Annotated in this window: 20 protein-coding genes; 6 read left to right on the top strand and 14 right to left on the bottom strand. The window is 45.7% G+C overall.

Features of this window, described 5'->3' with window-relative positions:
* Window positions 1-2 precede the first annotated feature (2 nt).
* Window positions 3-257 carry a (Na+)-NQR maturation NqrM gene (gene nqrM / locus KI743_RS22655; protein ID WP_032551427.1) on the top strand — a complete coding sequence of 85 codons (255 nt, stop codon included), beginning with the start codon at window positions 3-5 and terminating at the stop codon, window positions 255-257.
* A 119-nt stretch (window positions 258-376) separates the two neighbouring features.
* Here the strand turns inward: nqrM and KI743_RS22650 are convergent, their stop codons facing one another.
* Entirely contained in the window at window positions 377-1,600 is a 1,224-nt protein-coding gene (locus KI743_RS22650; RefSeq protein ID WP_285468356.1) for a diguanylate cyclase, read from the bottom strand.
* A gap of 158 nt (window positions 1,601-1,758) precedes the next feature.
* Here KI743_RS22650 and dinB point away from each other — a divergent pair, with 158 nt between their 5' ends.
* The gene (gene dinB / locus KI743_RS22645; RefSeq protein ID WP_285468354.1) at window positions 1,759-2,835 is read left to right on the top strand and encodes a DNA polymerase IV; all 1,077 of its coding nucleotides are present in this window, start codon (window positions 1,759-1,761) and stop codon (window positions 2,833-2,835) included.
* Between the two features lie 50 nt (window positions 2,836-2,885).
* Here the strand turns inward: dinB and KI743_RS22640 are convergent, their stop codons facing one another.
* Window positions 2,886-4,820 carry an ATP-dependent DNA helicase RecQ gene (locus KI743_RS22640; protein WP_285468351.1) on the bottom strand — a complete coding sequence of 645 codons (1,935 nt, stop codon included), beginning with the start codon at window positions 4,818-4,820 and terminating at the stop codon, window positions 2,886-2,888.
* 139 nt (window positions 4,821-4,959) lie between these two features.
* Here KI743_RS22640 and KI743_RS22635 point away from each other — a divergent pair, with 139 nt between their 5' ends.
* The 3 genes from KI743_RS22635 (at window position 4,960) to KI743_RS22625 (ending at window position 7,883) form a co-directional block, all read left to right on the top strand.
* On the top strand, window positions 4,960-5,433 hold the full coding sequence (locus KI743_RS22635; protein ID WP_285468349.1) for a GreA/GreB family elongation factor: 474 nt from the start codon (window positions 4,960-4,962) through the stop codon (window positions 5,431-5,433).
* Between the two features lie 73 nt (window positions 5,434-5,506).
* Window positions 5,507-6,262 (top strand): YggN family protein, encoded by a 756-nt coding sequence (locus tag KI743_RS22630; RefSeq protein ID WP_285468347.1) that lies wholly within the window; start codon window positions 5,507-5,509, stop codon window positions 6,260-6,262.
* Window positions 6,263-6,521: 259 nt separating this feature from the next.
* Entirely contained in the window at window positions 6,522-7,883 is a 1,362-nt protein-coding gene (locus tag KI743_RS22625) for a sodium-dependent transporter (RefSeq protein ID WP_285468345.1), read from the top strand.
* Between the two features lie 211 nt (window positions 7,884-8,094).
* Here the strand turns inward: KI743_RS22625 and lipA are convergent, their stop codons facing one another.
* The 12 genes from lipA to leuS all read right to left on the bottom strand — a co-directional run bounded on the left by lipA (window position 8,095) and on the right by leuS (window position 20,904).
* On the bottom strand, window positions 8,095-9,060 hold the full coding sequence (gene lipA, locus KI743_RS22620) for a lipoyl synthase (RefSeq protein WP_032551435.1): 966 nt from the start codon (window positions 9,058-9,060) through the stop codon (window positions 8,095-8,097).
* Between the two features lie 4 nt (window positions 9,061-9,064).
* Entirely contained in the window at window positions 9,065-9,724 is a 660-nt protein-coding gene (gene lipB, locus KI743_RS22615; RefSeq protein WP_032551436.1) for a lipoyl(octanoyl) transferase LipB, read from the bottom strand.
* Window positions 9,725-9,920: 196 nt separating this feature from the next.
* Window positions 9,921-10,199 (bottom strand): DUF493 family protein YbeD, encoded by a 279-nt coding sequence (gene ybeD, locus KI743_RS22610; RefSeq protein ID WP_032551473.1) that lies wholly within the window; start codon window positions 10,197-10,199, stop codon window positions 9,921-9,923.
* 235 nt (window positions 10,200-10,434) lie between these two features.
* Window positions 10,435-11,616 (bottom strand): serine hydrolase, encoded by a 1,182-nt coding sequence (locus tag KI743_RS22605; RefSeq protein WP_285468343.1) that lies wholly within the window; start codon window positions 11,614-11,616, stop codon window positions 10,435-10,437.
* Window positions 11,617-11,708: 92 nt separating this feature from the next.
* The gene (locus KI743_RS22600) at window positions 11,709-12,464 is read right to left on the bottom strand and encodes a septal ring lytic transglycosylase RlpA family protein (RefSeq protein WP_285468365.1); all 756 of its coding nucleotides are present in this window, start codon (window positions 12,462-12,464) and stop codon (window positions 11,709-11,711) included.
* Window positions 12,465-12,602: 138 nt separating this feature from the next.
* Window positions 12,603-13,724: a rod shape-determining protein RodA gene (gene rodA, locus KI743_RS22595; RefSeq protein WP_032551438.1), complete on the bottom strand. Its 1,122-nt coding sequence runs from the start codon at window positions 13,722-13,724 to the stop codon at window positions 12,603-12,605.
* A complete protein-coding gene (mrdA, locus tag KI743_RS22590; RefSeq protein WP_285468341.1) occupies window positions 13,724-15,616 on the bottom strand; it encodes a penicillin-binding protein 2 in 1,893 nt (630 codons plus the stop codon). The genes rodA and mrdA overlap by 1 nt, the downstream gene beginning before the upstream one ends.
* Window positions 15,617-15,622: 6 nt before the next feature.
* Window positions 15,623-16,093, bottom strand: a complete 471-nt coding sequence (gene rlmH, locus KI743_RS22585) for a 23S rRNA (pseudouridine(1915)-N(3))-methyltransferase RlmH (RefSeq protein WP_032551440.1) — start codon at window positions 16,091-16,093, stop codon at window positions 15,623-15,625.
* A gap of 3 nt (window positions 16,094-16,096) precedes the next feature.
* On the bottom strand, window positions 16,097-16,414 hold the full coding sequence (gene rsfS / locus KI743_RS22580; protein ID WP_032551441.1) for a ribosome silencing factor: 318 nt from the start codon (window positions 16,412-16,414) through the stop codon (window positions 16,097-16,099).
* A 49-nt stretch (window positions 16,415-16,463) separates the two neighbouring features.
* Window positions 16,464-17,489 carry a DNA polymerase III subunit delta gene (gene holA / locus KI743_RS22575; RefSeq protein WP_285468340.1) on the bottom strand — a complete coding sequence of 342 codons (1,026 nt, stop codon included), beginning with the start codon at window positions 17,487-17,489 and terminating at the stop codon, window positions 16,464-16,466.
* A gap of 9 nt (window positions 17,490-17,498) precedes the next feature.
* Complete coding sequence (gene lptE, locus KI743_RS22570) at window positions 17,499-18,119, bottom strand: LPS assembly lipoprotein LptE (RefSeq protein WP_150871325.1); 621 nt, start codon at window positions 18,117-18,119, stop codon at window positions 17,499-17,501.
* 211 nt (window positions 18,120-18,330) lie between these two features.
* Entirely contained in the window at window positions 18,331-20,904 is a 2,574-nt protein-coding gene (gene leuS / locus KI743_RS22565) for a leucine--tRNA ligase (RefSeq protein ID WP_285468339.1), read from the bottom strand.
* Window positions 20,905-21,064: 160 nt separating this feature from the next.
* Here leuS and KI743_RS22560 point away from each other — a divergent pair, with 160 nt between their 5' ends.
* The gene (locus KI743_RS22560) at window positions 21,065-21,535 is read left to right on the top strand and encodes a zinc ribbon-containing protein (protein ID WP_032551447.1); all 471 of its coding nucleotides are present in this window, start codon (window positions 21,065-21,067) and stop codon (window positions 21,533-21,535) included.
* The last annotated feature ends 111 nt before the right edge of the window (window positions 21,536-21,646 follow it).

Below are 21,646 nucleotides of genomic sequence, written 5' to 3'. Positions count from 1 at the left end.
TTATGAACACATTTATTATTACATTTGGCGTTTTTCTAGCAGTTATCGCAGCAATGTCGATTGGCTACATCATCCAAAAGAAAGTGGTAAAAGGCAGTTGTGGCGGCCTGGGTGCTGTTGGTATCGATAAGGTATGTAATTGTCCTGAACCTTGTGATGCACGTAAGAAACGTGAAGCTCGTGAGGCTTACCGTGCTGAGAAATTAGCTGAGCGCGAAGAGAAGCTAGCGGCATGGGAAAAAGACCGTATCGCTTAATCAGGTTTTGCTGATAAAGAAAAGCTCGAGGGAAGCCTCGAGCTTTTTTGTTTGTGGTGATTCTCAGTTAATAACAGTCTTGCACTTACTAAAACGAGTGGTTGATCATTCGTGAACAGTTAGTCGTTTCTTTCAAATACCAATTGATTACGACCTTGTTCTTTTGCTCTATATAAGAGTTCATCGGCTGCCTTTATTTGGCTATCGAGGTCGGATTCGATATTCGTCACACCAATACTCATGGTGACTTTAATTTGCTGATCGTCATGAGCGATGACCTGTTGTTCAATCGCAATTCTCATCTTTTCAAGACGTACGATGAAATCTCTAAACGATCCACAGGCTTGAATACAAAACTCTTCCCCGCCAAAGCGAACTGCCACATCATCTTTGAAGAACGATTTGATGGTTTGACCGACAGCAATTAGTACCGCGTCGCCGCCATCGTGACCGAAGTTATCATTAACCTTTTTAAAGAAGTCGATATCCATCATTGCGATGTTGCGCTTTTCACAGCCCTTGCAAGCTTGATTGAACAAGAATCGACGGTTCCATAACCCTGTTAGCGCATCTTCATTGGCATGACGGAACAACTCATTGTTCGCTTCTTTCATATCCAGCAGTTGGTGAATGCGGCAGAAGAACTCTTCTTGATTGAATGGCTTGTAGAGAAAGTCATTAGCACCCGCTTTAAGGAATTGAGCGGTTAGCGTGCGATCGTCACTTGCGGACAGCCCCAAAATGGCCAGTTCGTTGCGCGTGTAGTGCTGACGAATCTCACGAATCATGGTGATACCATCTTTATGTGGCATGTCATGATCGGTAACGACAAATGTAATATCGGGGTCGTATTGAAGCAGGGCTAACCCTTGTTTCCCGTCAACGGCTTGAACAGTTTGGATGTATTGGTGCTCTAGGAGCTGAACTATGTAACGGCGTACAACGGAAGAGTCGTCGACAACCAGAGCTTTGTGATTTTTGTTGTTGGTAATACGTTGAATTAGCGGCAGTAAATACGTTACCGATGCCATGCTGTCTTTCAGAATGTAATCAATCACACCTTTAGCGAGTACCTGCTCACGTAGAGCATCGCTGAACATGGCCGTCAGTACGATAATTTTTTGTTGGTAACCAAGAACCAAGTCGACAATTTCGCCATCTTGACCGTCTGGTAGACAATAGTCCAATACCGCACACAGAAAGTCCGTTTCCTGCTCAAGTATCTCTTTAGCCTGTTGCACAGACTCGGCAAGCGTCACTGCATAACCGCTATTAGTTAGCTGCTGGTAAAGGTAGTTTCTAAAGGCTCGACTGTCTTCAACAACCAGTATTTTTTCAGTCAAAAGTGTTCCCTACTTATCGAGTAAATACTTTTTAACCATATTACCAGAAGTGTTAACAAGTGACTAAGCGAAAGATTAGCGAATCAATGAACACTTTGTTCTCGGCGAATAAATGATTATACTGGTTATTAATACAGTGTTTGGCAAGTGGTTTGGTCATGTGTGGTTCAGATAAAGAGAGAGTGCGTAAGATAATCCATGTTGATATGGATTGTTTTTATGCGGCTGTCGAAATGCGTGATAACCCTTCTTATCGGAATCGTCCATTAGCTGTTGGCGGGCACGAAAAGCAGCGCGGCGTACTCAGTACTTGTAACTATGAGGCGCGCAAGTTTGGTATTCGTTCGGCGATGCCAACGGCTAAGGCATTGCAGTTGTGTCCAAACCTGCTGGTGGTACCGGGTAGGATGCAGGTCTATAAGGAGATCTCTAAGCAGATCCGAGCCATCTTTTCTCGATACACCTCCATCATTGAGCCGCTCTCATTGGATGAAGCTTTTCTCGATGTGACTGACTCAGAGCAGTGCCATGGTTCAGCCACTCTTATTGCCGAAGCTATCCGCCGTGATATCTGGAATGAACTCCAGCTAACGGCGTCTGCAGGCGTCGCGCCGATTAAGTTTTTGGCAAAGGTTGCGTCGGATATGAATAAACCCAATGGACAGTTTGTGATCCCACCTCAAGAGGTTCAGGGGGTTATTGATGAATTGCCATTGGAGAAGATCCCTGGGGTTGGCAAAGTGAGTATCGAGAAGCTTCATCAAGCGGGCTTTTATACCTGTAAAGATATTAAGCAGACAGATTATCGATCCTTGTTGGCTAAGTTTGGTCGACAAGGCGCCTCGCTTTGGAAGAGAAGCCATGGCATTGACGATCGAGAGGTGGTGGTTGAGCGAGAAAGAAAGTCGGTTGGTGTGGAGCGCACTTTTAGTGAAAATATCTCAACCTATCAAGAGTGCTGGAAGGTGATTGAAGAGCGCCTGTTTCCTGAGTTGGAAGCTCGACTGGAGAAGGCGAGTCCAACCAAGTCTATTACCAAGCAAGGCATTAAGCTCAAGTTTGCGGATTTTCAGCAAACCACCATTGAGCATATTCAACCCTCGTTGAATCTCGAGCACTTCAAAGAGCTGTTGAGTGAGATTCTAAAGCGTCAGCAAGGACGTGAGATTCGTTTGCTGGGGTTAAGTGTCATGCTGCAACCCAAAGATCAGATGCGCCAGCTAAGCTTCTTCTGATCAAAAATAGCTTAGTTGGCGATTAACGTGTTATCTCAGTGTTTGTTGAACTATCTTGGAGTTCGTTGAACTAGAGCGAGGGTATCGCGGAAAGGGTGTTGCTCAAGCTTGCCGTATCCAGACATCTTGCTAGCTTTCAGCTTGGTGGATAGTGGTGTGGCAATACCCGATAAGAAGCGAGTAATCGCCTCATCAGTCACCCATTGTGGGCTACTGCTTATGAATTCATTTACCCAAGTTTGAAAGTCACCCTCGTCAATCGCCTCTAACGGTACATTAGGTAGCTTGGCGACGTTGCCACGACAAGCTGAACAGTGTCCGCATTCTTGTGGCGCATTGATGTCACCGAAGTAGTTGGCGAGTTTTGAACTCAGGCAGCTGCTTGATTCAAAGAAATCCAACATGTAATTGAGACGACCAATCTCATTGTTCTCTTTCTGTTTAAACAGTGCTGATAGACGCTGAGCGACCTCATCTGGATCTTCGCTGGTATTGTGTACTGCATACACATCGGTAATCTGCTTACTTTCTAACTCAATCCAACCTTGTTCATTAAAATAGTCGATTGCTGCGACCACGCGCTGCCTGTCTGCTTGAAAGTGCGTCCACAATGCATCGAAGTCTACTTGGCACCAAACACGAGCTTGCGGTGAGCATTGGAAAATCGACTCAACAAACGCACGACGCTCTCCCTGAAATTGGTCGATGATCTGTGGTTTTGGTCGAACAAACTTGAATTTGTAATCAGCGAAGAAACTGTATTTGGGCTCAATGATGCCCTCTATCTCGAGGTATACAAGTAAGGTTTTCAGTGGCAGCTGACGAATATTGGATTCGCGAGAGAGCTGATTGAGCATGATTTCCCACTGAGTAGCGTAGGTATTGCCAGAGGGCTGACAGGCGTATATCTCTTGCAACACTGTTTGAATCGCAATGTTATCGGGTGTATCGCCAAAGACAAAGTTCTCTAGCGTGCTGAGGCCGTGTTTATTAGCGAGCAGTATACATTCGGAGTTTTGTCCGTCACGACCGGCACGCCCAATCTCTTGGGAGTAGTTCTCTATCGACTTAGGCAGGTCGAAGTGAATCACGCGGCGAATATTTGATTTGTCGACACCCATACCAAAGGCGATGGTCGCAACGATGCAGTTGATTTCATCGTTCATAAACTGTTGCTGAATGGCATCGCGGTTTTCGGGTTTGAGACCAGCGTGGTAGGCAATAGCATTGATTCCGACATTTCTCAGGGCTTGAGCGACATTCTCTGCCGTCTGTTGAAGCGTCACATAAACAATAGTCGGAGATTGTGGCGCTCGATTGACCAAATTACATAGAGTTTCTAATTTTGTCTCTTGCTCACAAGGTTGAATCGCTAAGTCGAGGTTTTTACGATAAAAGCCAGTGACCACTACACTCTCTGGAGCAATATTGAACTTGGTCTGCATGTCTTGAATCACGCCCGTTGTCGCCGTTGCGGTCAGCAACAGAACTTGAGGAATGTTGAGCTGTTTCTGATAGTGGGGCAGCTTGAGATAGTCAGGTCGAAAGTTATGACCCCATTCTGAGATACAGTGCGCCTCGTCGACCACCAAAAGCGAGATAGGTACCTGTGAGATGAATTGTCTAAAGCGTTCATTCTTGAGGCGCTCAACCGAGATCATCAAGATTTTGGTTTCGCCATTGCGAACGGACTGCATCACTTGTTGAGTGGTTTGTCTGTCTTGGCTCGACTCGATGGCCGCAGCAGCAATCCCTTTACTGTGCAGAAAACTCAATTGGTCTTTCATCAGCGCAAGCAGGGGAGAAATTACCAAGGTGAGATGAGGCAGCTCCAGAGCAGGAAGCTGATAACAGAGGGATTTACCTGATCCGGTCGGAAAAATAGCCGCTGCCGATTGGCCTGCAAGAACATTATCAATAACTTGCTTCTGTCCATGACGCAGTGAGTCGAATCCAAAGACCTGTTTTAGCTTCTGTTCTATCATAAATGTGCTCGGTTAATCTGTGTAATGTGCTGCTAAGCCTGTTCAATCTTGTTGGCCGAGAAACTTCCGTTTCAAAGCGCTTGCACCAGATTGTACCTAATTCTATTCTGTAGCTCCTAAAGAAAAGCACTTCAAAAGTATGAATAAATCCGAGCTTAGACAAATAATTCTCCAGCAGCTTGAATCTCGGCTTGCAATTGCTCAGTCAGCAACGCAGCGCGCGATTGATGCAGCGACCGACGAAGAAACTGTACCAGAACATAAGTACGATACTCTGGCACTAGAGGCATCTTACCTCGCACATGGTCAGGCCGTAAGAGTCCAAGAGTGTGAAGAGGATATTCAGTGCTATCGTGATTTAGTTCTGAGAGAGGGGGAATGCATAGCGATGAGCAGCTTTCTCTCTGTTATCGATGAACAAGATAAGGTTAAGTACTTTTTTATCGGGCCAAGAGTTGGAGGTTTGTCAGTGGTATGGGATGGTAAAGATGTAGCCATATTGACACCAAACGCTCCTCTAGGTGCCGCTTTAATGGGAAAAGAGGTGGGTGACGAAGTGGAGTTTAGTTTCGCAGACAGCCACTTTATCTATGAAATTGTATCGGTTTGTTAAGTTCTAAACCTTTCCATGACATTGGGTGAATCACTCAATGTATAGTTAGTACAGCAATGTATGTGAGGGTGTTATGAAAAAGAGCGTATTAATTGCATCACTATCCATGGTGTTGGCAGCGGCGAGTGCCCCTTCTTATTCGGCTCAGTGTCGTGTAGACCTGAAAAATGAACTGAGAATTGATCAGCAGACGGTTGAGATCCACCAGACAAATGGCGATACGGCCGTGCTTGATGGTAATGACCTCTATATTCATGGTGAAAAGGTTGAGCTCGACGCAGATCAGCAAGCAGCGATAGAACGCTACCGTGAAAGCATGAGTGAATACTTACCTCAAGCCAAGGCAATGGCGAAAGAGGGATTAGCATTGGCAAACGATGTTATCGACGACATTGCAGTAAGTTTGGATGCGCCAGAAGCGTTTGATAACGTTAAAAAATCAATGAGTGATTTCTTTGCTGAGATGGAAGCTCGTTACTATAAAGATGGTGACTTAGTGCTTCCTGCTGAGAGCTTTGAGTCGATGGCGAATGGCTGGAGTGAAGACTTCGATAAGGCGATGGAGATCTTTAACGAAGAGTTTATCTCAAGTGCTTTTAATGCCATGTCTGAAAAAATGAAGCAAGAGGGCGGTCTTAACTTAACTGAAATGGCGGACAGCATGTCTGAGCTAAAGCTGAAAATCGAAGAGCGTTTTAAGGAGCACTCACAACAGGTAGAGAAAGAAGCGGAAGCATTCTGTGACTCACTTGATGAGATGGCTGAGCAAGAAAAATCGTTGCATGAAAAGATCCCGAATTTGAAAGACTACCAAGTGTTTACCATTTAGCACCAGCTAGTATTAAATTGAACCTTCGATTGGGCACCTCGCGTGCCCTTTTTTGTGCTTGTTGTATGAGGGTGCGGAGTAGTGATTGTTAATGGTTTGTTGTTCATATTTAGCCTGTAATTCTATGTATATTTAAATTTACAGTTTTACCGTTTAGTTTTTTCTTATAAATAAGCATTTTAATCATTTATAGATTGCATGGATTAGTGGTTTTGATTATTGTACTAGCAAACTAGTTCATTGGTATTTTGCAGGCGGTATGAACCAACAATCTTCTTCATCAAGAGAGCTGTTTAGCTCTCGTTTAGGCTTTATTTTGGCAGCAGCGGGCGCTGCAGTTGGCCTTGGAAACATTTGGGGTTTCCCAACACAAGTCGCTAGCAATGGTGGCGGTGCATTTCTTTTAGTGTATTTGGTGCTGATCTTTGTGGTCGCATTCCCAATGCTGGTGGTTGAAATGGCGATTGGTCGTCATGGTCAAGCTAATCCAGTGGATAGTATGCGCTCACTGACATCAAACCCACTGGCGAAAAAAGTCGGAGCACTGACAGGTTGGATTGGCTTAAGTGTACCAAGTGCAGTGTTAGGCTTTTACAGCATTGTGGGTGGCTGGTTGATCTGCTTCCTATTTGGCGCAATTGCCGATGTGTTTGGCTTGGTTGAGATTGCAGCGTGGTTCAAAGGTTTTAGTGTAGAGCGCAATGTTTTCGGTACCGTGTTGTTTTACGTGCTGACAATCTTGATTGTACAAGGTGGCATCAAGCAAGGTATTGAAAAATGGTCGACCCGTTTAATGCCAGCGCTATTTGTACTGTTCGCACTCTTGTTTGTCTACATCATGACTCAGCAAGGTGCGCTTGAAGGGCTTAAGCACTACCTTGTACCTGATTTTGAAAAGGTGTGGGACAGAAAACTGATTCTAGCGGCGATGGGACAGGGCTTTTTCTCACTGACCATTGGTGGCTGTTCGATGCTGATTTACGGCTCTTACTTAAGTAAGAAAGAGAACCTGCCGAAGATGGCGATGAACGTGACCTTAGTGGATACGGCCGTTGCCTTTATTGCTGGTCTTGTGGTGATGCCAGCCATGTTTGTCGCGATGCAAAAGGGTGTACAAATCTACGCTGAGGATGGGTCACTATTGAGCTCAGATACTCTGGTATTTACGGTATTACCTTTGATGTTCGATAGCTTAGGCTTTCTTGGTCAGATCTTTGCGATTGTTTTCTTCCTATTGCTGACTATTGCCGCACTGACTTCTTCTATCTCTATGCTAGAGGCACCTGTTTCTCTAGTGAGCGAGCGCTTTAACACGGCACGTACACCGACGAGTTGGGTTATTGGTGGCTTAATCGCGTTGTTCAGTGTCATTATTGTTTACAACTTTGGCGCTCTATTTGGCCTAGTGGCTATGATTGCTACTCAGTATCTACAACCTATTGCAGCATTGATGTTCTGTCTGTTTGGTGGTTGGGTATGGAGTCGAGCTTCTAAGGTAAAAGAGTTAGAGCAGGGCTGCCCTGACTTCCAATTAGGTTGGTTCGGTAAAGTATGGCCTGCATACGTTAAGTTTGTATGCCCTGTACTGGTGATAACGGTTATCTGGGCCTCTTTCGGTTAATCTACTAGCGATACTACCAACGATTAATGCAACACGCTAAATATGAAAGCCGCTCTTGGTTAAGAGCGGCTTTTTAGTATCGGTATGTTTGGATATGCCGTTTATGCTTTTATCGAGAGTCGAGTGAGTTTGAACGTTAAATCATAGGTGTGAAAAAGGCGCATAACCGTAGGGTATGCGCCTTTCAAATATAGAGAAGTTAAGTCGCGAGTTACTTAATTTCCATACCTTGTGCTTGTAGATCCGCGTGGTAAGAAGAACGTACGAACGGGCCACACGCAGCGTGTGTAAAGCCAAGCTCTAGCGCGATCTCTTTCAGTTCATCAAACTCAGATGGTGGCACGTAACGCTCAACCGGCAAGTGGTGACGGCTAGGTGCTAGGTATTGGCCTAGAGTTAGCATTGTCACGCCATGTTCACGTAGATCTTTCAGTACTTGAATGATCTCTTCTTTTGTTTCACCAAGACCCATCATTACGCCCGACTTTGTTGGAACGTCTGGGTGCTGCTCTTTAAACTTCTTCAGTAGGTTCAATGACCACTTGTAGTTCGCACCTGGACGCGCCTTACGGTATAGGCGAGGTGCCGTCTCTAGGTTGTGGTTGAATACATCTGGCGGGTTGTCTTTCATTAGATCAAGTGCCACGTCCATACGACCACGGAAGTCAGGAACCAGAGTTTCGATACGAATATTTGGATTTAGTGCGCGGATCTCACGGTTACAGTCTGCAAAGTGCTTTGCACCACCGTCACGTAGATCATCACGGTCAACAGAAGTAATTACAACGTACTTCAGTTTCATGTCTTGGATGGTTTTTGCTAGCTTCTGAGGCTCTTCCGCTTCAGGAGCAACTGGACGGCCGTGGGCAACGTCACAGAAAGGACAACGACGAGTACAGATAGCACCTAGGATCATGAAGGTTGCTGTACCGTGGTTGAAACACTCAGCCAGGTTAGGGCAAGACGCTTCTTCACATACCGAGTGAAGGTTGTTCTTACGCATTGCAGATTTGATGTCTTGGATGCGCTGGCTATCAGCAGGCAGTTTGATCTTCATCCACTCCGGCTTGCGCAGGATTTCTTTCTGCTCGGTAGGCATGTTTTTTACTGGAATCAATGCCATTTTATCGGCGTCGCGGTATTTAACGCCTTTTTCCATTTGGATTGGTTTGCTCATGATTTTATGCTTCTGCTGTAGTGTTACTGTTGGCTTGAATGTCTACTTGGTCATAGCCGAGTAGTTCGACAAGCTCTTGTATTAGCTGTTGCTCAACGCTCTCTAGATCCGAAGGGCCACCTAGTTGGCTGACTTGAGCCATTTCCATACCTTGGTAACCACAAGGGTTAATACGTAGGAACGGTGACAGGTCCATATCGACATTAAGTGCTAGCCCGTGGAACGAGCAGCCACGTCGAATACGTAGGCCTAGAGAACATATCTTTTTGCCATCGACATAAACACCCGGAGCGTCAGGTCGAGCAGCTGATTCGATATTGTATGCTTTCAGAGTATTGATTACGAGGTTCTCTATATGAGTAACAAGATCTCGCACTCCAAATTTCTTACGACGAATGTTGATCAAGAAGTAAGCAACCAACTGGCCTGGGCCATGATAGGTAACTTGTCCGCCGCGATCGCTTTGAATGACAGGGATGTCGCCAGCATTGAGTACATGCTCTGCTTTACCTGCTTGTCCTTGAGTGAAGACCGGGTTGTGCTCGACTAACCAAATTTGGTCTACGTCGTCATCTGTGCGCGTATCGGTGAACTCATGCATGGCTTTCCATACGGGTTCATAATCCTGGCGACCTAATTTTTTTACGATTAGCTTATTTTGCAAAGCAGGACTCCCTCAAGGATTAATAAAGTGAACGCATTATAAACGCGAAATTTGATTCTAACTACAGACGGACTGCAAGGTTTTTCAACTTTCTTTGTGTTTCTTGAAAATTAAGTTGAATAAAAGCAGCAAAAACGGGGGTGCCTAAAATGAAAACAGCGGCTCTAAGCCGCTGTGATCATTGTGTAATCTAGGATTACAGAACCATACGTACGATGTCGATCTCGCCAAGTTCTTTGTAAAGCGTTTCTACCTGCTCAATCGACGTAGCTGTGATGTTGATCGAAACAGAGTGGTAGTTACCCTTTGCACTTGGTTTCACTGTTGGGCTGTAGTCACCAGGAGCATGGCGCTGGATTACTTCCAGTACAAGTTCAGGCAGTTCTGGTTTCGCGTAACCCATAACCTTGTAAGTAAAAGAACAAGGGAACTCTAAAAGGTCTTTAAGTTTTGCATCAGAATTGATGTTCATGATTAGCTCCAAAATGGTAGGTACTTCGCTGTTGGGCAAAATACCCAGAAAAGCGTATTCGGTCAATTGACTCGATTAATAAGAGCGGAATATTACTGGTAAATATCGCTGAACTCAAGATCAACAAAAGCCGCTGAATGCGGCCTTTGTTGGCTTGTTAGGCAAACCCGAAAAAGGGTTATGAGTAAATAGTCAACAGGATCATGCGATTACTGTTATTGACCGTTACTCTGAGGCCTTAGAATAAACCTTTGAACAGAAGAACTAGGTAGTCCCATAGGCGGCTAAATAGGCTGCCTTGTTCGACATCTTCTAGCGCTAGTAGCGGGTATTCAGCAACGTCTTGACCATCGATCTGGTAGAACAGTTTACCTACTTGGTCACCCTTGCTAATCGGTGCTTCAAGTTCTTTCTCTAGAACAAAGCTCGCCTTTAGGTTCTTCGCTTCGCCACGAGGAAGGGTTACGAATGTATCTTCATCAACACCTAGAGCAACCGTATCTTTGCTACCCATCCAAACTTTCTCTTCAACGAATGTTTCACCAGCAGTATGCGGTGCAACAGTTTCAAAGAAACGGAAACCGTAGCTTAGTAGCTTTTTGCTTTCTGTCTTACGAGCATTAGCATTTTTGGTGCCCATTACAACCGCAACAAGGCGCATTTTACCTTCAGTTGCCGAGCTTACTAGGCTGTAACCTGCATTGCTTGTGTGGCCAGTTTTAATGCCATCCACATTCATGCTCTTGTCCCATAACAGGCCGTTACGGTTGTACTGAGTAATGCCGTTGTAAGTAAATTTTTTCTCAGAGTAGATGCGGTACTCTTCAGGTACGTCGCGGATAAGTGCTTGACCTAGCAGCGCCATATCGTAAGGCGTTGAGTATAGGTTAGGGTTATCTAGACCGTGAACGTTCGCAAAGTGCGTGTCTTTCATGCCGATAGAGCTAGCCCACGCGTTCATTAGGTCAACGAATGCATCCTCAGAGCCAGCAATGTGCTCTGCCATAGCCACACATGCATCGTTACCCGATTGGATGATGATACCGCGGTTAAGCTCTTCCACTTTTACCGTTGTACCTACTTCAATAAACATCTTTGAAGAGTCTGGGAAGTTCTTCGCCCAAGCGTTTTCACTAATAACAACGTCGTCATTTAGGTTGATGTTGCCACGCTCAAGTTCTTGACCGATAACATAGCTGGTCATCATTTTGGTCAAGCTTGCTGGAGAAAGCTGAGTGTTCATCTCTTTTTCTGCCAATACTTTGCCTGAATGGTAATCCATTAGAACGAAGCCTTTAGCAGCAATTTGTGGAGCGTCTGGAACAACGATAGGCGCGGCGAATGACGAAGAAGCTAGCGTTGCAGAAAGCGCAACAGAAGTAGCAAAAATCGATTTGATAAGTTTATTAGATTTATTCATTTTGAATGCAATTATTTGGTTAACTATCCATATCTTAACAGAATCACTATTTCAAACCAGTGCAGTGATTGTCAGAAGTTTCTGTAAGATGACTAGCGAGTTAAGGTGTGCTTCTTTATATAAGCTGACGGGTAACCCATAAGCTTAACCTGTTCTAATTTTTCTTGAGTCAGAGCATAGTCATGAAATGGCCCAAGCATCAGTCGGTATTTGTCATCTACAGGCTGAAGAAAAGTTTTGACCGACAGTTCTTTACTCAGTTCACTCGCAAGCTTTTCACTGCGATCTTGATGCTGAGAAGTCGCAACTTGAATAATGTATTGAGGCAGTGCCGCTTTCTTATTCTCATCGGTTGGGATATCAACGGTGATCACTTCAATCTCGACATTAGCCGTTCCGGTACGAATCACATCTAGCTTGTATGCGGCTGCATAGCTCAAATCAATGATGCGACCTTCATGAAAAGGACCACGATCATTAACTCGAACAATAGTGCTCTTGTTATTGTCGGTATTGGTCACTTTCACATAGCTTGGAATTGGCAACGTCTTGTGAGCGGCAGACATTGAGTACATGTCATACACTTCACCATTAGAGGTAAGGTGGCCGTGAAACTTCTTGCCATACCAAGATGCCTTGCCTTTTTCAGTGAACCCTTTGCTATCGCGAACGATTTTGTAATCTTCGCCGCGCAAAGTGTAGTCGCTGTTACCGCCTAAACTGTATGGCTCATATTTTGGGTGTGCATCTTCTAAATGTTCAACCGAGATAGGGACATCAGGAGCGATATCATCGTTAATGTCATAGCGACCCGATTGCGAATCTGGTGATGATGTACAGCCACTCATCAACACCACTAAGCCACCTATCAATGCGAGCTGTTTAAGCTGTGATGACTTATTGGCGTGTTGCGCGTTACTGTTCATCGCGTTATTGCTCTTTGTGTAACTGCTCTTTGCGTAATCGCTCATTGCGTTAAATATCACTTAAGTCGCCTTAGAGAATGCTTTACGGTGAGTGTGGATTGACATCAAAATACCAAAACCTGCCATCAATGTAACCATCGAAGTGCCACCATAACTAACAAGAGGTAGCGGTACACCTACCACAGGAAGAATGCCACTTACCATGCCGATGTTTACGAAAATATAAACAAAGAAGCTTAAAACAATACTACCGCCCATCATTCGCCCAAATGCTGTTTGAGCTTGGCTCGCGAGAATCAGACCGCGGCCAATAATGAATAGATAGATAGCGAGTAGGAATAGGATGCCAATCATGCCCCATTCTTCGGCAATGACAGCGAAAATAAAGTCGGTGTGACGCTCTGGAATAAACTCTAATTGAGACTGTGTTCCTTGTAGCCAGCCTTTACCTGAGATGCCGCCAGAGCCGATCGCAATCTTACTTTGAATGATGTGGTAGCCAGCACCGAGTGGATCGGACTCCGGATCAAACAGAGTACGTACACGAACCTTTTGATATTCGCGCATTAAGAAGAACCAAAGGATTGGGATAAATGCACCTAAAGCCACAGCCGCACTTGCAATAATCTTCCAACTGATACCTGCTAAGAAAATCACGAAAATACCGGATGCAGCGATCAAGATTGAAGTCCCTAAATCGGGCTGCTTGGCGATAAGAATGGTGGGTACAAACACCATCACCAGTGAGATGACTAGCGTTTGGAATGTCGGCGGCAGTGAACGCTTACCAATGTAACGAGCTAGCATCAGTGGTACGGCGAGCTTGAGTAACTCCGACGGTTGAAAGCGAATAAAGCCGAAGTTCAGCCAACGCTGAGCACCTTTGGAGGCTTCACCAAAGAACAGCACCCCGAGCAAGAGTACAACACCACCTGCAAACAGAACCGGAGCCAGTGTTTCATAGGTTCGTGGTGAGATCTGTGCAAGGAAAATCATCACACCCAGTGACAATGCCATACGCATCGCTTGGCGATCCATCATCGCTAAGCTTTGACCACTTGCGCTGTACATAATCAGTAGCGCAAATCCCATCAGCACTAAGATGCCAAGTAGGAGTGGCAAATCGATATGGAATCGCTCAAATAGGGCGCGATTTTGACCAGTAGAGAGATCGAGTTTCATTATTGTGTTGCCTTACTCTTATATTCGTCGCCCAAAACTATATGGTCGAAGATACGTCTCACAACAGGACCACCGTTTGAAGAACCACCACCGGCGTTCTCAAGTACGATGGTCACGATCGCTTTTGGATCGTCCAGCGGCGCAAAGCCAGTAAAGAGCGCGTGGTCACGCAGGTGTTCTGCGATTTCATCAGCGTTGTACTCTTCATCTTCTTTCAATCCGAAGACTTGTGCGGTACCAGATTTACCCGCAGTCAGATATGACATATTTTGGAAAGAGCGGCGAGCGGTACCTTTACGACCGTGGTTAACCAGCTTCATACCTTCTTTACCTATGTCCCAGAATCGTTGTTTCACACCAGTAATTGGTGGATACGTTTCGATATCAGACAGTGATTGCGTCTCAAGTGGTTGACCGTTTTCAATGGTGGCACGTAGTAGGTGCGGAGCAATTACTTCACCTTCATGGACTAACACCGATGTTGCCTTAGCAATCTGCATTGGTGTTGCTGTCCAGTAGCCTTGTCCAATACCCACTGGAATGGTGTCCCCTTGATACCATGGCACACGGTGACGAGCCATTTTCCAATCACGCGTCGGCATGTTGGCTTTGCTCTCTTCGTGTATATCGATACCCGTGTAATCACCAAAACCAAACATCATCATCCAGCTTGATAGACGATCAATACCCATATCAAAGGCGATTTGGTAGAAGAAGGTATCCACGGATTCTTCAATCGCTTTCACGATATCAACGGTACCGTGTCCCCAACGCAGCCAGTCTCGGAATGGTTTGGTTTTTGAGTTCGGGATCTTCCAGTAACCCGGGTCGTTACGGGTGGTGTTTGGTGTGATCACGCCTTCTTGCAATGCGGCTACCGCAATGAAAGGCTTAATCGTTGATGCTGGTGGGTAGATACCCAGAGTTGCACGGTTTACGAGTGGACGGTTTTTGTCGTTGAGTAGGGCATTGTAACCCTTGGACGAGATACCGTGCACAAATGCATTCGGGTCATAGCTTGGGCTAGAGACCATGGCAAGTACGCCGTTGTCGTCTGGATCAAGCACAACCGCTGAACCTCGACGTCCATCGAGTAGTTTATGTACGTAAAGTTGAAGGTCGATATCTAGGTTCAACACGATATCTTTGCCCGGAATTGCGGGTACAAACTTCAATGTACGGATAACACGGCCACGGCTGTTTACTTCAACCTCTTGATAGCCGGCAGTACCGTGAAGTATGTCTTCGTAATAGCGCTCGATACCTAACTTACCGATATCACGGGTCGCTTGGTAGTTTGCGTCTTTCTCTTCACGAACCAGACGACGCATATCGCGGTCATTAATGCGCGATACGTAGCCAATCACGTGCGTGAGCACATCACCATATGGGTAAAAACGCTTGAGTGTGCCCGTAACCTCAACTCCTGGGAACTTGTGCTGGTTTACCGAGAAAACAGCTACTTGATCTTCGGTCAATTGGGTAAGGATAGGAACCGATTTAAAGCGACGCGTATTGCGGCGATCGCGGTTAAATCTTTCGACTCGCTCTGGGCTGATTTCTAAAAGTTCTTGGAGACGCTCAATGGTGTCATCCATGTTCTTTATTTTCTCAGGGGTGATCTCAAGGTTAAATACTGGGCGGTTTTCCGCCAGCAATACACCATTTCGGTCATAGATTAGACCGCGCGTTGGTGCGATTGGGACAACCTTGATGCGATTATCGTTCGAGCGAGTTTTATAGTCTTGGTATTGGTTGACCTGAATGTTGTACAGGTTGGCAACCAAAATGCCCATCATGATTACAATGCCTATAAACGCAATAAAAGCACGACTAGCAAATAGTCGTGCTTCTTCTTTGTAATCACGGATCTGGCTACGTTTACGTAACATTAACGCTTATTCTCGGTGATACGGGTGATTAGCTGTAATGCTCCAAGCTCGGTACAGGCTTTCTGCCATGATAACGCGCACAAGAGGGTGCGGTAGAGTCAGAGCCGACAGAGACCAGCTTTGGTCAGCTGCCGCTTTACATGCTGGAGCAAGCCCTTCAGGGCCACCAATAAGGATAGAAACATCGCGTCCATCCAACTTCCAGCTCTCTAGTTGTTCAGCAAGTTGCGGTGTATCCCATTTTCTACCTGGGATATCGAGCGTCACAATACGGCTCCCTTTTGGTACCGCTGCTAGCATTGCTTCGCCTTCTTTTTGCAGAATACGTGCAATGTCAGCATTTTTGCCGCGTTTGCCCGCTGGGATCTCGACCAATTCCAGTGGCATATCGTGTGGGAAGCGACGCTTATACTCTTGAAAGCCTTCTTCAACCCATTTTGGCATTTTGGTGCCAACGGCAATTAATTGGATCTTCACAGATTAGCCCCACAGCTTTTCTAGTTGGTACAGCTCGCGTTGCTCAGCTTGCATCACGTGAAGCATGCTGGTGCCCATATCTAGGACAACCCATTCACCTTCTTGTTCCCCGTCCATACCTAGCGGCTCTAGACCGACTTTTTTCACTTCACTTGCGACATGTTCTGCGATAGAAGCGACGTGGCGCTTTGAAGTACCAGTACAAACGATCATGTAGTCTGTCACACTGGATTTACCTTCAACGTCGATGGTGATGATCGACTCTGCTTTCATGTCGTCGGCTTTATCTGCAAGAAAATCTCTTAGTTCTTCACGTAACACAGGGTGTTCCTTAAATCTTAATTTTGCGACTCAAAATCATATCACGCTTTTAGGCGGGAAAGGGGATTGAAGCCGAGGGGATACAAAACTCAACACTCAATTGGTGAATGAGTGGCCAAGGTGATTGCTCATACTGGGTTTTAGATAGCAATTCAGCTTGAGTAAGCAGTGCAAACAGAGAGTGTAACTGAGTCACTGAGACTCGTGTTAGCGCTGCGTTATAAAGGGGTTTCTTTGATTGCCAGATACGGTGTTTCTCGAACACTTGTCCGATGGGCATCTGTTGCATTTGTTGCTGCATCTGAAGTAGCAGTGCTAACTCTCGTTGAATACTGCGTAAAAGAATCACCGCTTCTACACCTTCCGCCTCTAATTGGCGCAAAATACGTTGGGCTCGATTACCTTTACCTGCAAGCAGAGCATCTACCCAATGGAATGGGGTAAAGTGATTATGACGACTTAGTGACTCTTCAAGTCGAACTAAGGTTAGCTTGCCATCAGGATATTGCAGTGCCAGCTTCTCTAAGCTCTGGGTTAATGCAAATAGGTTTCCTTCGTGCCATTGAGCCAGCATCTGAGTGGCTTCGGCGTCTGGCTGTAAACCAATTTGGCGACAGCGAGCTTGAACAAACTGCGGCAAGCGGCCAACGTCAGGTGTTAAGCAACTTACCCAGTGACCTTGGCTCGAAAGTGCTTTGAACCACTTAGCATTTTCTTGTGCCTTGGTTAGCTTGGTTCCGATCAACATCAACATGATGTCTTCGTGCAGCTGGTCTGATAGCGCCAATAATTCTTTCGCGATAGCCGCATTTACACCAGACTCTGGCAACTCTAATTCGATCAGCTGACGGCTCGAAAATAGGCTCAGGGCTTGAGTACAGTCGTAAACATCATTCCAATCAAGGCTACTGTCGATAGCAAAGCGATGACGCTCTTCAAAGCCTTGCTGTTTAGCAGCTTTCTGAATCGACTCGCGGCTTTCTTGAAGCAATAGCGGTTCGTTACCAAAGATTAAATAAACGCGGCTAAGCTGCTTATTTAACTGCTCTGATAAGCGGTCTGCAAAAATACGCATCAGTTAACCTTATTGAGCAGACTCAGTTGAATCTGGAGTTACCTCAACATTCTTGATGTTGTACTGCTTCTCTAACTCTTTAACCTGAACCTCTTCTAGGTCTTCAAGGTTCATGCTATTCGCGGCGATGTTAGCTTTCAGGCGTGCCATTTGACGTAGGATCTGACTTGCAGCTAGCTTACGCATTTCATCTTCGATCATGTCGCGTTCAACGGATTTTGCTAGTGCTGTTAGCGGGTTATCTAGGTAACTACGAGTTACGCTGGTGGTAAACGTTTTATCGCCTAATTCAGGAATCGTCACTCGGTAAGAAGCATTGAACGTCAGCTCTTTCTCAGCAGCACGTGTGTTTTGGTATAGAGAGAGTGTACGCTCATTAACGCTTTCACTTAGTAGGTGAAGGTTAGGTGTCTTGCTAGTTGGCGCAACAATTTCCACGTTACTCATACGCAGCTGACTCTTCACCATACGCGTAAACGTACTGTATTGGTCGTAACTGGATACTGAGATCTTGTTCAGCTCTTCTGGTACAGAGTAGTCACCACGTAGGTGAAAACCACAGGCTGAGAGTAGGCTGACAGTTAGAACAACGAACGTAGCTTTTAACGAAGACAGTGAAATCAGGCGCATTATTTGATGGCTCTCATAAAATGGATTACTTATTTAAAGGCTTTAAGTTTGGGGGTAACCGTGCTGGGTATTAACCAATACAAAAGCGCTTAAATAAGTAGACAGGGTGGGGTGCACCCTGTCTATTGACTGCGAAGTAGCAATTAAGTTCTTTAATTCCTATCGCATTGTGAGTGTTAACTCAACCAATCAGTCACGATGTGACGAATGATTAGTTAGCAACGATGTTCAGTAGCTTACCCGGTACGTAAATCACTTTACGAACAGTCTTGCCGTCTGTGAACTTAGTTACGTTCTCATCGTTTAGACCTAGCGCTTCGATATCTTCTTTAGAGATATCCGCAGGTACTGTCAGTTTCGCACGTAGCTTGCCGTTTACTTGAACGATGATCAGCTTCTCGTCTTCAACTAGTGCTTTCTCATCGTGTGTTGGCCATACAGCGTTGTCGATGTCTTCTTGACCCAGAGCTGTCCACATCACGTAAGAAATGTGAGGAGTGATTGGGTAAAGCATTGCAACAACTGCTTTTAGTGCTTCATCAAGGATTGCACGATCTTGCGCAGATTCTTGTGGTGCTTTCGCTAGCTTGTTCATCAACTCCATGATTGCAGCGATTGCTGTGTTGAACGTTTGACGACGAGCGATATCGTCAGTCACTTTCGCGATTGTTTTGTGAACGTCACGGCGAAGTGCTTTTTGGTCGCCAGAAAGTGCAGAGGTATCTACTGTTTCTGCTGCGCCTTTCGATGCGTGCTCGTTTACTAGTTTCCAAACACGTTTCAGGAAGCGGTTAGCACCTTCAACGCCAGACTCTTGCCACTCAAGTGTCATGTCTGCTGGTGAAGCAAACATCATGAATAGACGTACTGTGTCAGCACCGTACTTGTCTACCATCTCTTGTGGGTCGATACCGTTGTTCTTCGACTTAGACATCTTGATCATGCCTGAGTGTGTTACGTCACGGCCTTCGTTGTCTTTAGCTGAAGTGATACGGCCTTTACCGTCACGCTCTACAGCAACGTCAGTTGGAGCAACCCACTCTTTACCGCCTTTGTCGTTCTCGAAGTAGAACGCATCCGCTAGCACCATGCCTTGACATAGAAGCTGCTTGAACGGCTCGTCAGACGTTACGTAACCTGCGTCACGTAGTAGTTTGTGGAAGAAACGAGAGTACAGTAGGTGCATACATGCGTGCTCGATACCACCGATGTACTGGTCTACTGGTAGCCAGTAGTTTGCTTTTTCTGGATCTAGAATGTCGTCAGCTTGTGGCGAACAGTAACGCGCGTAGTACCAAGAAGACTCCATGAACGTATCGAACGTATCTGTCTCACGTAGAGCAGGTTCGCCGTTGAACGTTGTCTTCGCCCATTCTTTGTCAGCTTTGATTGGGCTAGTTACGCCGTCCATTACCACGTCTTCAGGAAGAATTACTGGTAGTTGGTCAGCTGGTACTGGGTGAACTTCACCATCTTCAGTCGTTACCATTGGGATTGGAGCCCCCCAGTAACGTTGACGAGATACACCCCAGTCACGTAGACGGAAGTTTACTGTCTTAGTACCTTTGCCTTCTGCTTCAAGCTTGGCTGCGATTGCATCGAACGCTGTTTGGAACTCTAGGCCATCGAACTCACCTGAATCGAATAGTACGCCTTTCTCAGTGTACGCTTCTTCAGAGATGTTTAGCTCGCTGTCGTCAGCAGGCTTGATCACAGGGATGATATCTAGGCCGTACTTAGTCGCGAACTCGTAGTCACGTTGGTCGTGTGCAGGTACTGCCATAACAGCGCCAGTACCGTAGTCCATCAGTACGAAGTTAGCCACGTAAACTGGAACTTCACGACCGTTCAATGGGTGAATCGCAGTAAGGCCAGTCGCCATACCTTTCTTCTCCATTGTCGCAAGTTCCGCTTCCGCTACTTTGTTGTTCTTACACTCTTCGATGAAGGCTGCTAGCTCTGGGTTGTTCTCTGCTGCTACTGCCGCAAGAGGGTGACCTGCTGCGATACCTACGTAAGTCACACCCATTAGTGTGTCTGGACGTGTTGTGTAAACTTCTAGGTCTGCTTGACCTTTCACTTCAAACTTCAGCTCTACACCTTCAGAGCGACCGATCCAGTTGCGCTGCATGGTCTTAACCATTTCAGGCCAACCGTCTAGGTTATCTAGATCGTCTAGTAGCTCTTGAGCGTACTCAGTGATTTTGATGAACCACTGTGGGATCTCTTTTTGCTCTACAGGCGTGTCACAACGCCAGCAGCAACCGTCTTCAACCTGTTCATTTGCAAGAACAGTTTGGTCATTTGGACACCAGTTAACTGAAGAAGTCTTCTTGTATACGAGGCCTTTTTCGTAAAGCTTAGTGAAGAACTCTTGCTCCCAACGGTAGTATTCAGGCGTACAAGTAGCGAATTCACGGTTCCAGTCGTAACCAAAGCCTAGAAGTTTAAGCTGGTTCTTCATGTATTCGATGTTTTCGTAAGTCCATGGCGCAGGAGCCGTGTTGTTCTTAACCGCTGCGTTTTCTGCTGGTAGACCGAATGCATCCCAACCGATTGGCTGCATTACGTTTTTGCCTTGTAGGCGTTGGAAACGAGATACCACATCACCGATTGTGTAGTTACGCACGTGACCCATGTGCAGTCGACCACTTGGGTATGGGAACATGGATAGACAGTAGAATTTTTCTTTATTTGGGTCTTCACTTACAACAAAGGTCTTGTTGTTATCCCAGTGCTGTTGAACTTTTTGTTCAATTTCTTGCGGATTGTATTGTTCTTGCATCGATGATGTCCGGTTATCTTGGAATTTGTGAGTCTGGTTTGATCAGACTTCAATAGATCGTCATAGAATACCTAAAGGAACGAACTACAACAATAGCTATACCTGTCATACTCTCATTATCTCGGGTATTGATTTAGGTCTGCAATCTTGAGGAGGACTTATGCCAAAGAAAAAAGCACTCTATGAAGAGCTGGTGGAAGATGTCATTGAAACACTCAAACATAGCCCTGAAGAGATCAACAATAAGATTGAAACGTCAGGCAAGCTTGCAAAAGCCGCGAATGATATGACGAAAGACGAGCTATCCTTGATCTCGGCTTACGTTAAATCGGATCTAAAAGAGTTCTCTGAAAACTACGAAGAGAGCAAAAGTGGACCGTTTTACTTGATGATTGCAGATTCTATCTGGCATGGCTTGTTGGAAATCACCGACCGAACCAAGGTAGAGTGGGTAGAGCTGTTCCAAGATTTGGAGCATCAAGGGCTTTATCAAGCAGGAGAGGTGATCGGTTTAGGTCGTCTGATTTGTGACGATTGTGGTCACCAAACGGAGTACAACCACCCAACTACCATCATTCCATGCATCAAATGTGGCGGTAAAGGTTTCAGTCGTAAAGCGCTCAAACCATAACAGCTCGTAGATCGTAAATGCACTTAAGCCGTAGTGCTCCTTCCGACATAAACAAAAAGGGTTGACCCAGTAGGCCAACCCTTTAAAGTTTTGCCTCGAATCTCGAATCTC

The organism is Vibrio sp. D420a, from assembly GCF_030248625.1.
Taxonomy (GTDB): domain Bacteria; phylum Pseudomonadota; class Gammaproteobacteria; order Enterobacterales; family Vibrionaceae; genus Vibrio; species Vibrio fortis_A.
The sequence above is the reverse complement of the archived record's forward strand: the minus strand, read 5'-3'. Positions and strand labels throughout refer to the sequence as shown.